Raw genomic sequence first — 14,340 nt, 5'->3', positions numbered from 1 at the left:
TAATACAAATAACATCTACATGAAAAGTTCCGCGGCCCTCTTCTGTGGCCTTGCCTCCTGCCTGTTGCTGCCCGCGCTCTCGAAGGCCCAGACCCCCCAATTGAAGGTTGACCTCAATATCGCCGACCGCCGCGAGGCCGAAGTGAATGAACTGGGCTTTATCCCCTGGCCCGTACAGTCGGAGGGGGCCAATAAGCTGTCGCTCCGGGGCATCACCTTTGCTTTTTCCCAAAAGGGCGCCGGCAGCCGCCTGTCGGGAACCTATTATAAGACCGCCGTACAGGCGCCGAACTATGCCAAGCTGGCCGGCGACGGCCTGGTGCTCGAAGGCAGCGCCGGCGGCGCCCTGGAACTGCGCATCAGCGGCCTGCCCGCCGGCAAGCATACCCTGCTGACGTATCACAACAGCCTCCGCGGAGCCACCAATAAACCCGGGCCCCTCTCCATTTCGGTGGACGGCAAGCGGCAGGTGAGCGCACTGGTGCCCTCGCAGCGGGTGTTGGGAAATAGCGACTGCCAGACCGCCTACCTGCAGGTGACCGCCCAGAAAGGAAAGGACGTGGTGGTGCTGTTCGAAAACGCTCCGGGCGCCGCCGCCACGGGCATCGTTATCAACGGCTTCGAGCTGAATACCTCTAATATCAAGGAAGCGGCGCGCCTGCCCTTCCCGCGCAACGGCGAAGAGCATGCCGACGCCGACAACCGCAGCCTGGTGCTGCAATGGAAAGCGGCGCCCCAGGCTGTGGCCCACGAAGTGTATGTGGGTACCGACTCGGCCACCGTGGCCGCGGCTACTACTGCCTCTCCCGCCTTTAAAGGCCGGACAAAAGCCACCGAACAAACCGTAAACGACCTGTACGGCATGAATACCTACTTCTGGCGGGTGGATGAAATTGGGGCCGACGGCAAAGCCACTAAGGGACGGGTATGGTATTTCCGCCCGCGGCAACTGGCCTTTGCCGGCGCCGAAGGCTACGGCCGCTATGCCCGCGGCGGACGCGGCGGCAAGGTGGTGCATGTCACCAACCTCAATGATTCGGGTCCCGGCAGCCTGCGCGAAGCCGTGACCAACGATATCGGCCCCCGCACCATCGTGTTCGACGTATCGGGCATCATCCGCCTGCAGGAACGCCTGACCCTCTCTCAGAAATACATCACCCTGGCCGGCCAGACCGCTCCCGGCAAAGGCATTTGCATTGCCGGCGCGCCGCTGGGCATCGTTGGCGACGACAACGTGGTGCGCTTCATGCGGGTACGCCTGGGTGCCGGCCGCACCTACGACGGCATGGGCCTGACCGGTGCCGACAACAGCATCGTGGACCACTGCTCCATCAGCTGGACCATCGACGAGGGCTTCAGCTCCCGCGGTGCCCACAACATCACCCTGCAGCGCACCATCATCTCCGAGGCCCTGAACATTGCCGGCCACAGTAAATACGGCGAAGGCAAGGCCCATGGCTTTGCCGGCAGCATCGGCGGCGAGGTGGGCAGCTTCCACCACAACCTGCTGGCGCACTGCTCGGGCCGCAACTGGAGCCTGGCCGGCGGCGTCAACGGCGACGGCGACTACCTGGGAAAAATGGATATCCGCAACAACGTGGTGTACAACTGGGCCAACCGGGCCACCGACGGCGGCGCCCGCGAGGTGAACTTCGTGGGTAATTATTATAAGCCCGGCGCCTCTACCCAGTTCTTCTATGCCCTGAACGCCCAGCACGAAGGCTATGGCGGCGGCATGCAGCGCTATTTCTTCGACGGCAACGTGATGCCCGGCCACTTCGACGAGCGCAACCAGGCCGAGGGCCGCAAGGAATCCGGCAAGGCCAGCTACCAGACCTTCGTCAGCCAGCCGTTCTTCGAGCCTTTTGTCACCACCCAGAGCGCCACGGATGCTTATAAAGACGTATTGTCCGACGTAGGCTGCACCGTGCCGGTGTTTGACGACCATGACATCCGCATCATCCGGGAAACCCTCGATAGCACCTATACGTATAGAGGCAGCAAATCCGGCAAGGCCGGCCTGCCCGACACGCAGGAAGACGTGGGGGGGTGGGAAAAATATCCCGAAGAGCGCCGTACCGGCAGTTTCGATACCGACCAGGACGGCCTGCCCGACTGGTGGGAGCAGCTGCACGGCAGCAACCCGCGTTCCGCCAAAGGCGATTTCTCCGATGCCAATGCCGACAGCGACCAGGATGGCATTACCCGACTGGACCAGTACCTCGAATGGATGGCCGCTCCCCGTTTCACGGCCGAAGGGGGCAAGCCGGTGGCCATCGACCTGAAAAAGCTGTCACGCGGCTACCGGGACAATTGTACCTACAGCGTGTCGAACGCGGTGAATGGTGCGGCGGCCCTGGGCGAAAACGGCATCGTGTCGTTCACCCCTTCAAAATCCGGCCTGGCTTCCTTCCGCTTCACGGTAAAGGATGCCACGGGCAGCACGTTCACCCGCCAGGTGAATATGGCGACGGCCGTATTTTAATTTACCTTCAGACACGTAACTTATAAGGGTAAGGCTTCCGGGCTTTACCCTTTTTTCAGTGGCGGGGGATCGGTTTTATGCCCCTCCTTAAAAAAAGTTTTTTTCCTCCCTTTTTAAAGGCACCCTGACAACCAATGGGTTAAAAAAGGTTAAGCAACCTGTTAAAAAAAGTTAAGAAAAAGTTGCCGCTGCTGTGGTTGAAACGGACTGTTTGGTTGTATTCCTATTAAACGATTAAACGTTCGGATTAAACGATTGCCTTTGGGCTTATTATGAGAACAAATTATCCAGATACGGAGCTTGCCAGAATTATCCTGAAATCGGCCTACGCCCCCCTCACCCCCGGGGAACAGGAAATGCTGTCCGCCTACCTCGATGCCTCGGAAGAAAACCGGGCAAAATACGAGGAACTCACCCAGGCGGAAAGCCTTCGGCAAAAGCTCGCTCATTATGCCCGGAGGAACGACAACCAGGACACCCATTTTCAAACGATTTTAAAGGAAGTCCATAGGGAAGCACCCGTGCGGCCGTTGTTTCCCTTTCGCCAGTTCGGATGGGCCGCAGCGGTAGTACTGCTGGTGCTGGCCGGCACCTGGATGGTGCTGCACCACCGCAAACCGGAAGCGGTGGTGGCCAAGGCACCGGCCCAGCAGGACGTGCTGCCCGGCAAGCCCGGTGCGGTGCTGACGCTCTCCGACGGCTCGCACGTGCTGCTCGACAGCATGGGCAACGGCCTGGTGGCCCGCCAGCAGGGCAGCCGCGTGGAACTGCAGGACGGCCAGCTGGCCTACGGCAAAGCCGGCGCCGGCGAAGGCGAAATGGTTTATAACACCCTCTCCACCCCCAGGGGCAGGGAGTTTAAAATAGTGCTGCCCGACGGCACCCATGCCTGGCTCAACTCGTCCAGCTCCATCCGTTACCCCATCCGCTTTTCCCGTGAAGAACGGGTGGTGGAGGTTACCGGCGAAGTATATTTCGAAGTGGCCAAAGTGCTGCTGCAGGGAAAGAAAACCCGCATGCCTTTCCGGGTGAAGATCAATACCCCCACGGGCGATGCGGGCACGGTGCAGGTGCTGGGAACACATTTTAACATCAATGCATATGCGCCAAAAGCGGAGACTACGCTGCTGGAAGGATCGGTAAGGGTAACCGCCCCCGACGGAAAGCCGGAAGCGGCCCCCGCAGTCATTCTCAAACCCGGGCAGCAGGCGCAGGTGACCACCGGCAGCAGGTCGATAAAAACCCTGGAAGCCGACGTGGATAAAGTGATGGCCTGGCGCCGCGGCTTCTTCAACTTCGACGGCGCCGGCCTGGAAGAAGTGATGCAGGAGCTGGCCCGCTGGTACGACCTGGAGGTGACCTACGAAGCCGGCGTGCCGCCCATAACCTTCGAAGGCGAGCTGGGCCGCGATATGAAGCTGTCCAGCGTGCTGAAAGCCCTTGAAGAGTCGGACGTGCGCTTCCGGCTCGAAGGAAAAAAGATAACCGTCTTGCCCTGATACTTTTTATACGATTACGAAACGATTACGAACAAACGATTACTTCATTTTTCCCATCTAAAAACGCATTCCATATGAGAAAAATTCCTCCTTTACTTACGGGTCGCAACCGCTAACTGCCATTACCATTACCCAACTTGTATTCTGAAAGCCCCGCAAAACCGGGGAGCGCCCTCTTATTGCTTCAACTGAAAGTCTATGCGATTACTAACAAGAACTGCCAGAAAATTATTGCCCAAGAGCCGCATATTCGCGATCTGCGTGGCAGCCGCCCTGAACGTGTACGCGTCCGGGCTTTCCCAGACCGTCACTTTTTCCGGAAAGGACGTCCCGCTGAAGAAACTGTTTTCCGTCATCCGGCAGCAGACCGGTTACAGTGTTTTTTACAATAAAAAGCTGCTGGAGCACTCCCGCCCCGTAACGGTGGAGGCCCGCGACATGCCGCTGAAAGAGTTTTTGAACAAGGCCCTGGTGAACCAGCCCCTGGGCTTCCGCATCGATGAGAAAACCATTATCCTTTCGGAAAAGCCCGTGGAGAAGCCCGCCGCCAAACAGGTGACCTACGAGCCGCTGAAAACCACCGAGCAGCGCCAGGACCGGATCGTTACCGGCCGGGTGACCGACGAAAAGGGTGGGGGCCTGGGCGGCGCCACCGTTATGGTGAAAGGATCCACGCAGAGCGTGCAGACCAAAGAGGACGGCACCTTCAGCATCAAGGTTCCTGAAGGCAGTGCCGTGCTGGTGATCACCTACGTGGGCATGCTGAACCAGGAGGTGAGCGTGGGCGGACGTGCCGTGGTCTCCGTCAGCATGGCGGCCAAGGCCGCCAACATGGACGACGTGGTCGTGGTCGGTTACGGTTCGCAAAAGAAGAACCAGACCACCGGTGCCATCGCTTCGATCAAGGCCTCGGAGATCCAGGACATTCCCGCTCCCAACATCGCCGGCGCGCTCCGCGGCCGCATCGCGGGCCTGGGTGTCAGCTCGGCTTCCGGACGCCCCGGCGCCAGCATCACCCTGAACATCCGCAATGCCCAGGCGAATGCCCTGGCGGGCGGCACGGCGGAGCCCCTGTACGTGATCGATAACATTATTGTCGGCAAATCCGATTTCGATAACCTCGATCCTTCCATGGTGGAAGACATCAGCATCCTCAAAGACGCTTCGGCCGCCATCTACGGCGCCGCCGGCGCCAAGGGCGTGGTGCTCATCACCACCAAAAGGGGCAAGGCCGGCGCTCCCAAGCTGTCGTATAACGGCTACCTGGGCGTATCCGACGCCACGCGCAAGCCCGAAATGCTCTCCGCCTACGACCATGCCGTGCTGCTGAACGATACCTACCGGATGAACAACCAGGATGTCAAGAATTTTTTCACCGAGGCCGACCTGCAATACATCAAAGGCCTGAACAATAAAAGCTGGTTCGACGAACTGTGGCAGCCCGCCCTTACCCAAAGGCACAACCTGAGCCTGTCCGGCGGCTCCGACCGCATGACCTTCTTTGCCGGGGGCAGTTACCAGAACGAAAATGCCAACTATGCCGGCATGAAGCAGGATAAGTACTCCTTCCGCAGCGGCCTGACCACCAAGGTCGCCAAAAGCCTGAAGGCCGACATCGGCTTTAACGTGGACCAGCGCGTGCTGTTCAGCAAGAACGGCACCAGCGAGAACGACCAGGCCTTCCTGGAAAAGCTCATCCAGGTGCCCCTTTGGGTGCCCACCAGCATCAACGGCCATTGGGTGAACGACAACAGCGTCAATTCCCACCCCCTGGGCCAGATCGCATCCGGTTATTACCGCTCGTCCAAAAGCGGCGGCTACCGCATCAATGCCAACCTGATGTACCAGCCCGAAGCCGGCGCTTTGAAAGGCCTCACCGCCCGCCTGCAGGTATCGCAGGGCGGCAGCAGCGGCACCAGCGATGAATACCGCCCCGCCTACTGGATCTACAAGTTCAACCGCATCAGCAACAACGGCCTGCTGTACGGCGACAGCCTGACGAAGGATTCCGTGCTGGTGAATGCGGGCGATAACAGCCGCCTGTCGCGCGGCCTGAGCCGAAGCAACAGCTGGCAGGGCACCTTTACCCTGCAGTATGCCCGCACCTTTGGCCGCCACAGCATCAACGCCATCGCCGGCGCCGAGCAAAGCGCTTCCCGCGGCGACGAGGCGGGCTGGCTGGGCCTCAACCCGCAGGTGCCCGGCTTTGACGCCTACTGGGCCTTTAACGAAGCGCCCACGCAGCCGTTCCCGACCATTTCGGAATCCACCAAGCGCTCCTTCTTCAGCCGCTTCAGCTACAACTACGACAACAAATACACCGTGGAAGGCATCACCCGCTTCGATGCTTCCTCCAACTTCGTCAACAAGAATATCTGGGGCATTTCTCCCAGCGTGGGCTTGGGCTGGGTGGTGAGCCAGGAAGACTTTTTCCACGATGCCGTTCCCTTTGTTTCCTACCTCAAGCTGCGGGCAAATTTCGGCCTGACGGGGGATGACCGGGTCAGCAGCCGCCTGTGGCAGGAGCGGTTCCGGGTGGATGCCGTCGGTACGTTATACGGCGAAACCCTGGTGCCCGGCCTGAAGCAGCAGATCATTCCCAACCCCGACATTACCTGGGAAAAAAAGCGCACCCTGAACGGGGGCGTGGATGTGGCCTTGTTTCAGAATAAGCTGAACCTCACCGCCGACTTCTTCCAGGATTATATTTACGATGCCTTCGATAAAGGCAACGACGCGAACTTCCCGTATTTCGCCGGCTTTAAAGCCCCCATCGTGAACTACCAGCAGCGCCACTCCTGGGGCTCGGAATTTTCCATCGGCTACCAGGCCCGCCTGGCCCGCGAACTGCAGCTGAAGGCGTCCATCAACTTCGGCTTCGCCAACGGGGTCACCGACCGCATGTTCTACAACCGCTACCTGCTGTGGGAAAACTCCCCCGAGGACTGGATCTACAACCTGGGTACCGACCCCCGCAAGTACAACAGCAACAACTTCGGCCTGGTCACCGAGGGCATGTTCCGCACCCAGGCGGAAGTGGATGCCTTCCTGTCGAAGAATCCCAACTACACCATCGACGGCAAGGTGCCCCAGCCCGGCTGGCTGTACTTCAAGGACGCCAACGGCGACGGCATCATCACCGACCGCGACCGGACGCTCATGTTCGACCGGGTGGATGCCCGCCTGTCCACCGGCAGCCAGCTCGGCCTGATCTACAAGTCCTTTGCCCTGAACGTGAACGTGGCCGCCCGCTTCGGCGGCAAGGAGTTCTACGACTCCAAAGCCCGCAGGAGCGCCCCCACCGCCGCCAAGAACGTGCCGGCCTTCTGGACCGACCGCTGGACCCCGGAAAACCCGGCCGGACGCTTCCCCCGCACCGATGATCCTTCAATCGTGTCGGGCTGGGAGTCGACCTTCTGGGCCGTGGACGGTACCATGGTACGGGTGAACGATATGACCGTCAGCTACAAGGTTCCTTCCCATATTATCCGCCGCATCGGGCTGGACAACGCACGGATCCTGGCTACGGGCAACAACCTGTGGGTGCTCAAAAATCCCCTGAAGTACAAAGACCCTTATTCCTCTTATATCTACGACTATCCCACGCTGCGTACCCTTTCGGTAGGCCTCAGCCTGGGCTTTTAATACATCCAATTACGAACGCATACGTTTTACCTGATCATGAAAAAGAAAACGAAATCTTCTATATACCTGCTGGCGGCGCTGACAGCAGCGATGACGCTCGGCGGCTGTAAAAAAACATCGGACTACCTGAGGCTGGAAGACCGCGACGGGATCGACGCCCAGATCTGGGAGCAGGCGGGAGCCGTACAGTTCCTGCTGAACGAAACCTACGACATGTCCCTGCCCGACTTTCCCTACCAGTATACCGCCAATAACTTCAACATCCACCTGGTCAGCGACGAAAACTATTTTTCCGCCAACGACTCCTGGGGCAAAAAGGTGTTCAACTTCAACGGCTTCCTGATCTCCAACGATCCGCGGTTTATCGCCTCGAAGCAACAGGGCGACAATATCGGCGACAACCGCTATTTCGATATCGGCAAGAGCAACCTGGCCATCGTGAACCTGCCGGGCAGCAAAACCATACCCGGCGATATCAAACGCGAAATGCTGGGCCAGTTTTACGCCCTGCGGGCCCTGAATTATTTCCAGCTGACGAAGTACTACGGCGGTGTTCCCCTGGTGCTGGAACCCCAGAATCCCAACAACCTGAACCTCAATGGAAGGGTGAAGGCCAAGGTCATGTTCGAGCAGATCGTCAAAGACCTGGATTCGGCCATCGTGAACCTCGAAGGGGTGACCTACGATGCCAATACGGAAAGGGGCAAACTCACCAAAGCCGCTGCCGCCGCCCTCAAGTCCCGGGCCCTCCTGTATTGGGCCAGCCCGCAGTTCAACCCCGTCAACGACGGCAAGCATGCCTACGACCCCGAACGCTGGAATACGGCCCACCAGGCGGCCAAGGCGGCTTATGAGATCTGCAAGGCGGCCGGGCACGACCTGTTGCCCAACTACGCCACCCTCTTCCAGCTCGAAGGCAAGGACAACAAGGAAGCCATCATCATTAAATCTTATTCCGCCCTCCAGCCGAAACGCGGCCATGGCGTGGAAGCCCGCAGCCGGCCCGCCTCCGAAAGCGGCCAGCCTTCCGAAGTATATTATCCCAGCACCCGGATGGTCGATGCCTATACCATGAAGGACGGCATTCCCATCACGGCCAGCAACAGCGGTTATGATGCAGTGCTGTTCTGGCAGAACCGCGATCCCCGCTTTGCGGCCTCCATTGCCTTCAACGGCAGCACCTGGAAGCTTAGCGGCAAAGAAAACCGCAAGCAGTGGACCTACATCAATGCCCTGGCCGACAACGGAACGAACGACGGCAGCCAGGGGCTGTACGTCAAGCGCTTTTCCAGCCCCGACCTGGCCACCGGCAGCGTACGCCAGAGCGGCGACTATGGCGGCAGCGGTATGGACTGGATCGAGCTGCGCTTTGCCGAAGTGCTGCTGAACTATGCCGAAACCGCCAATGAAACCGGCGACCTGGCCCTGTCCAAGGACCTGGTACGGGCCCTGCGCAAACGGGCGGGCATCGTGGAGGGTTCCCAGGATTACGGCCTGGCCCTGGCCGGCAATAAAGACGAGATGCGCGACCTGATCCTGAACGAACGCATGGTGGAATTTGCCTTTGAAGGCAAGCGTGGCGACGACCTCCGCCGCACCCGCCGCATGCACCTGCTGAGCGGCCAGCTCGGCTCCCTGCAGTTCGAACCCGTCAGCGATGCCAAGAAGAAAGAGCTGGAAACCATCATCGACCCGGCAAAGGGCACGCGTGTCCGCGATACCCTGAACCTGTCGAATAAAAGTTCGGTGCAGTCCTTTTTCAAGTATCCGTACAAGGTCGTCGTTCCTGCGAACAATGGTGTCTTCAGCATGCCGGAGTATTATTATTTCCTGCCCTTCCACAACGCCTTTATGAACTCCAGCCCGCTGCTGGAGCAAACCATCGGCTGGGACGGCGGCACCTTCGACCCGCTTTAATCCGACATCCTACTAACTTCTATCCAACAAACGACCAATCAACATGAAACATATTCCTACCAGGATATACGCCCTGATCATCGGCCTCTGCGGCCTGATGGCATCCTGCAAAAAAGAGGCGTCGAACATCTTCAATATGTTCGATGTGACCCTTACCCTTCACAACGACAAGCCCAACGCCGCGGCGGAACGCAATGACCTGAACCCCGGCGACAGCGTGGTGGTGGACTATACCATCAACTCGCCCAACCAGGACATGTACATGGTCTGCGTGCTGAAAGTGGGCGCTACCACGCCTTTTATCAAAATCCCCATTAACGAAACTGCCAAGCGCCGGAGCTATTCCGGCCAGCTGACCCTGAAGGCCGAAGGCGTGGGCGAAAGCTCCTACCGTATCTGGGCCCTGGACAAGGACGGCGTGTTCCTGGGCGATGGCTATAAGACGATCGTCCTGAATGTGTTGTCGGATTACCGCCACCTGTCCAACCGCAAGCTGTACTTCCCCGATACCGTGGGCAAGCAGGCACAAAGCTATCTTTCCCTGGCCAAGGGCACCACCTACAGCTATACCGAAGGGGCCGCCAATGCGGCTGATATCGACCTGGGCATTTACCGCGCCTTTAAGGTGGAAACCAACGGCACCATAACGACCACCTACTACCTGTATTCTCCTTCCGCGCCCACCAACCCGTTTGCGCCCTACGACCTGTCGGGCTGGGCCAACAAACGGACCACGCTGTTCTCGGCGGCCACCGGTTCGGCGGCAAATTTCATCAGCCTGCTGAAATCGGGCAAGGCCATCGAAGCCGAGGCGAAGAAAGTGACCCTCAACCTCACCCACGTATCCGCGGGCATTAAGGCCGGCCAGTACGTATTCTTCCGCACCCCCGAAGGAAAGTACGGGGCGATGGTCGTGAACGCGGTGGCGACCGATTACCTGGGCAATCCGTATTTGAACGTGAGCATCAAGATCCAGAATTAACCTCTGTCCCCCGGTCTTGTCCCGTGCCGTCTCGCCTCAGGCGAGATGGACGGGAGGGGGATGCTACTGTCCATTACTTACATCTATACCTAACGATTAAATCAAACAAATGCAGCCTTTTTACAAAGCATGCAGGGGGCTGGGCTATGGCCTCCTGACCACCATCTGTACCCTTGGGGCCGAAGGCGCTTCGGCGCAAAACCCGGTCTATAAGATCGACCTGAACCAGGCAGGCCGTCCCGAAGCGGAAGTGCACGAACCCGGTTACCTCAACTGGGCCCTGGCCTCCAACGTCGTGGACACCGCCCGGTTCTCGCTCAACGGCGGCGTGCAGATCAGCCTTATCCGCAAGAAGCCGTATGGCGATAAGCTGTCCACCAACTGGTACAAGGCAGGTATCCAGACGCCCTTCTTTGCCCGCCTGGTGTGCGATGGCGTGCGGGTGAACAACGGCAATGGGGGTGCGCAGATCGAAATGCGCATCAGCGGCCTGCCCGCCGGCCGTCACAGCCTGCTTACCTACCACAACAACGTGGACGCCCTGACCCCCGGCGCCGCCGCCCCGATCGACATTTACATGAACGGGGTGAAAAAGTACGATAACCTCGTGCTCAGCATCCGCGAAACGGTTACCGCCAACGTACCTACGGCCTACATGTATGCCGATGCGGTGCCCGGCCAGGACGTGGTAGCGCTGTTCGTAGCGGACAGCACCACCGGCGCCAGCATCCGCAACTTCATGATCAACGCTATTGAGATCAACACCGCCAACCCGAAATACCAGGCGCAAACGCCCTTCCCGGCCAATGCCGACGAGCATGTGAACGCCGACCAGGGCTCGGCTACCCTTTCGTGGACCAACGCCGCCAATGCCGTGGCCAGCCGTATCTATTTCGGTACCGACTCCACCTCGGTAGCCAATGCCACCACCGCTTCACCCCTGTACAAAGGGCGCCAGTCCGGCACCTCCTTTACCGCCACCAGCCAGTACAGCATGAATACCTACTACTGGCGTGTGGACCAGGAAGATGCCGAAGGCAACGTGACCCACGGTAATGTCTGGTATTACCGTCCCCGCCAGCTGGCGTTCCGCGATGCCGAAGGCTACGGGCAGTTTGCCCGCGGCGGCCGCGGCGGCAAGGTGGTGCACGTGACCAACCTCAATGATGCGGGCCCCGGCTCCCTGCGCGAAGCGGTGAGCAATGATATCGGCCCCCGCACCATCGTCTTCGACGTGTCGGGCATCATCACCCTGAAGAGCCGCCTTACCCTCGGCAGCAACTACGTGACCGTGGCCGGCCAGACGGCCCCCGGCAAAGGCATCTGCATCAAGGGCGCTCCTTTCGGCTGCGGCGGCAAGGACGACATCATCCGCCATATGCGCGTGCGGGTAGGGTCCGGCCCCACCTATGACGGCATGGGCCTCAACGGCGACCACAGCATTATGGACAACTGCTCCATCAGCTGGACCATCGACGAAGCCTTCAGCTCGCGCGGCGCCAAGAATATTACCCTGCAGCGTACCCTGATCTCCGAAGCCCTGAACGTGGCCAACCACCAGAATTATCCCGCGGGCACGGCTCACGGTTATGCGGCTACCATCGGCGGTACCATTGGCTCGTTCCACCACAACCTGCTGGCCCATTGCGAAGGCCGCAACTGGAGCCTGGGCGGCGGTCTCGACGGCAACGGGTTTTATTCGGGCAAGCTCGATATCCGCAACAACGTGGTGTACAACTGGCGCGGCCGCACCACCGACGGCGGTGCCAACGAGGTGAACTTCGTAGGCAACTACTATAAGCGCGGCGCCGCCACTACAAAGCAGGTGGCCTTCACGCTCAACCACGAAGGCGTGGGCAAGGGCATGCAGCGCTGCTACTTCGCCGGCAACGTGATGCCCGGCCGTTTCGACGAGACCAACCAAAGCGTCGGACGCAACAGCACCATCTCGGGCGGCGAGATCGTCAACTACGAAACCTTCGTGGACCAGCCCTTCGCCTTTGGCGGCAATATCGCCACCCAGTCGGCCCGCGAAGCCTACAAGCGCGTGCTCTCCAACGTGGGCGCCAACCAGCCCGTATTTGATGAACACGACATCCGCGTCGTGACCGAAACCCACGACAGCACCTTTACCTACCGCGGCAGCAAAACCAATTACCCCGGTCTGCCCGACTCGCATACCGATGTGGGCGGATGGGAAGAGTATCCCGAACTGCGCCGTGCCGCTGACTGGGATACCGACGGCGACGGTCTGCCCGACTGGTGGGAACGCCTCAAAAAGCTGAACGTCAATTCCCTGGCCGGCGATTTCTCCGATTCGAACGCCGATGCCGACCACGACGGGTTCACCAACCTGGACGACTACCTCGAGTTCATGGGCGGCGACCACCAGGTGACCGCTGCCGGCAAGAAGGTGACCATCGACCTGAAGCAACTGACCCGCGGTTATTCCAAATCGCCCGTATTTACCATCGATAACGAGGTAAATGGCACTGCCACCATGACGCCGGCAAAGCCTGGTATCGTTGAGTTCTTGACGCCCCACCAGGGCCTGGCCTCCTTTACCTTTACCGTTACCGACGCGGAAGGCTCTTCCATGACCCGCACGGTGCACATTGCCGCCGTACCGGCTGCTGTGCCGGCCCAGCCCGGCAGCCTGGAAGGCAACAACCGCGTATGCCCCGGTTCTGAAGAAACCTACAGCATACCAGTGGTGGCCAACACCGTTTCCTACCAGTGGACCGTTCCTGCGAACGCTTCCATCGTATCCGGACAGGGAACCAACAGCGTGAAGGTGCAGTTCGCTCCCGGCTTCTCTAACGGCCTCATCCAGGTGCAAGCCCTGAACTTCGCCGGTGGTAGCGTAGGCCGCAACCTGTTCCTGCAAACCACGGCCAAACCGGCTATCCCCGCCAGCATCACCAGCTCCACCGCCCCGGTTTGCCCCGGTGAGGTGCGCAGCTTCAGTGCCGCCCCCGTGGACGGCGCCACGGCCTACCAGTGGACCCTGCCCGAAGGCGCCCGCATCAACAGCGGCGCGGGAACGGCAACCGTGGAGATCGAATTCCTGAACTCCTTTACCAAGGGCCTGGTGACCGTAGCTGCCGTGAACTGTTCCGGTACCGGTGTGAGCCGCAACCTTTATGTAGCTCTTCCGGCCAAACCCTATGCTCCCGGTAACATTATCGGCCAGTCCAACCCGGCCTGCGGCACGCAGGTATGGTATAAAGCAGCAGCGGTAAATACCGCCCTGAGCTACCAGTGGACGCTGCCTGCAGGCCTGGTGGCCGTCAGCGGCGAGACCACCAATAGCATCCTCGTATCGGTGCAGGACGGCTATAACGGCGGCATCCTGGGCATCACTGCCCTGAACTGCGCCGGCAGCAGCACTGCCCAAACCAAAGTGCTGGGCGGCAGCTGCGGTGCAGCCGGTTCCCTCGCCCGCAACGGGGCCGAAGAGTCCTCTACGGGTGTGCTGAACGTGACCGCTTACCCCAACCCTTCGTCCACTTCCTTCCAACTGCAGCTGCGCGGCGGCTCGGGTAAGGCGGTGACCCTGAAGGTGACCGATGCCCTGGGCAACGTGGTGGAACAGCACGGCAACGTGGCCGCCAACGGCAGCCTGACCATCGGCAGCGCTTTGGGCAAAGGCCTCTACCTGCTGGAAGTAATCCAGGGTGGGGAGCGCCAGACCATCAAGCTGCTGAAGCAGTAACGTCCATGACAACCTGATTTTTAAGTTTCTCAGTGATAGACTAGCAAGCAAGCAACGGGAGGGGTTTCAACCCCTCCTTTTTTTGTGCCCGGTGCCG

Annotated in this window: 6 protein-coding genes; all 6 read left to right on the top strand. The window is 59.8% G+C overall.

Annotated features, from left to right (window positions below; genetic code table 11):
- The first annotated feature begins 19 nt into the window (after positions 1 to 19).
- The 6 genes from V9K67_RS24200 (at position 20) to V9K67_RS24175 (ending at position 14,243) form a co-directional block, all read left to right on the top strand.
- Positions 20 to 2,485 carry an Ig-like domain-containing protein gene (locus tag V9K67_RS24200; RefSeq protein WP_336727180.1) on the top strand — a complete coding sequence of 822 codons (2,466 nt, stop codon included), beginning with the start codon at positions 20 to 22 and terminating at the stop codon, positions 2,483 to 2,485.
- A 272-nt stretch (positions 2,486 to 2,757) separates the two neighbouring features.
- Complete coding sequence (locus tag V9K67_RS24195; RefSeq protein ID WP_336727179.1) at positions 2,758 to 3,984, top strand: FecR family protein; 1,227 nt, start codon at positions 2,758 to 2,760, stop codon at positions 3,982 to 3,984.
- Positions 3,985 to 4,182: 198 nt separating this feature from the next.
- Positions 4,183 to 7,629: a TonB-dependent receptor gene (locus tag V9K67_RS24190; RefSeq protein WP_336727177.1), complete on the top strand. Its 3,447-nt coding sequence runs from the start codon at positions 4,183 to 4,185 to the stop codon at positions 7,627 to 7,629.
- A 36-nt stretch (positions 7,630 to 7,665) separates the two neighbouring features.
- Positions 7,666 to 9,546, top strand: coding sequence for a RagB/SusD family nutrient uptake outer membrane protein (locus V9K67_RS24185; protein ID WP_336727176.1), 1,881 nt, complete (start codon positions 7,666 to 7,668; stop codon positions 9,544 to 9,546).
- Between the two features lie 43 nt (positions 9,547 to 9,589).
- Entirely contained in the window at positions 9,590 to 10,528 is a 939-nt protein-coding gene (locus V9K67_RS24180) for a hypothetical protein (protein WP_336727174.1), read from the top strand.
- Between the two features lie 109 nt (positions 10,529 to 10,637).
- The gene (locus tag V9K67_RS24175; RefSeq protein WP_336727172.1) at positions 10,638 to 14,243 is read left to right on the top strand and encodes a T9SS type A sorting domain-containing protein; all 3,606 of its coding nucleotides are present in this window, start codon (positions 10,638 to 10,640) and stop codon (positions 14,241 to 14,243) included.
- The last annotated feature ends 97 nt before the right edge of the window (positions 14,244 to 14,340 follow it).

This window comes from Huijunlia imazamoxiresistens, assembly GCF_037132455.1.
GTDB classification, from domain to species: Bacteria; Bacteroidota; Bacteroidia; order Chitinophagales; family Chitinophagaceae; genus Flavisolibacter; species Flavisolibacter imazamoxiresistens.
Note: the sequence above shows the minus strand (reverse complement) of the source record. Positions and strands in the feature narration are given on the sequence as shown.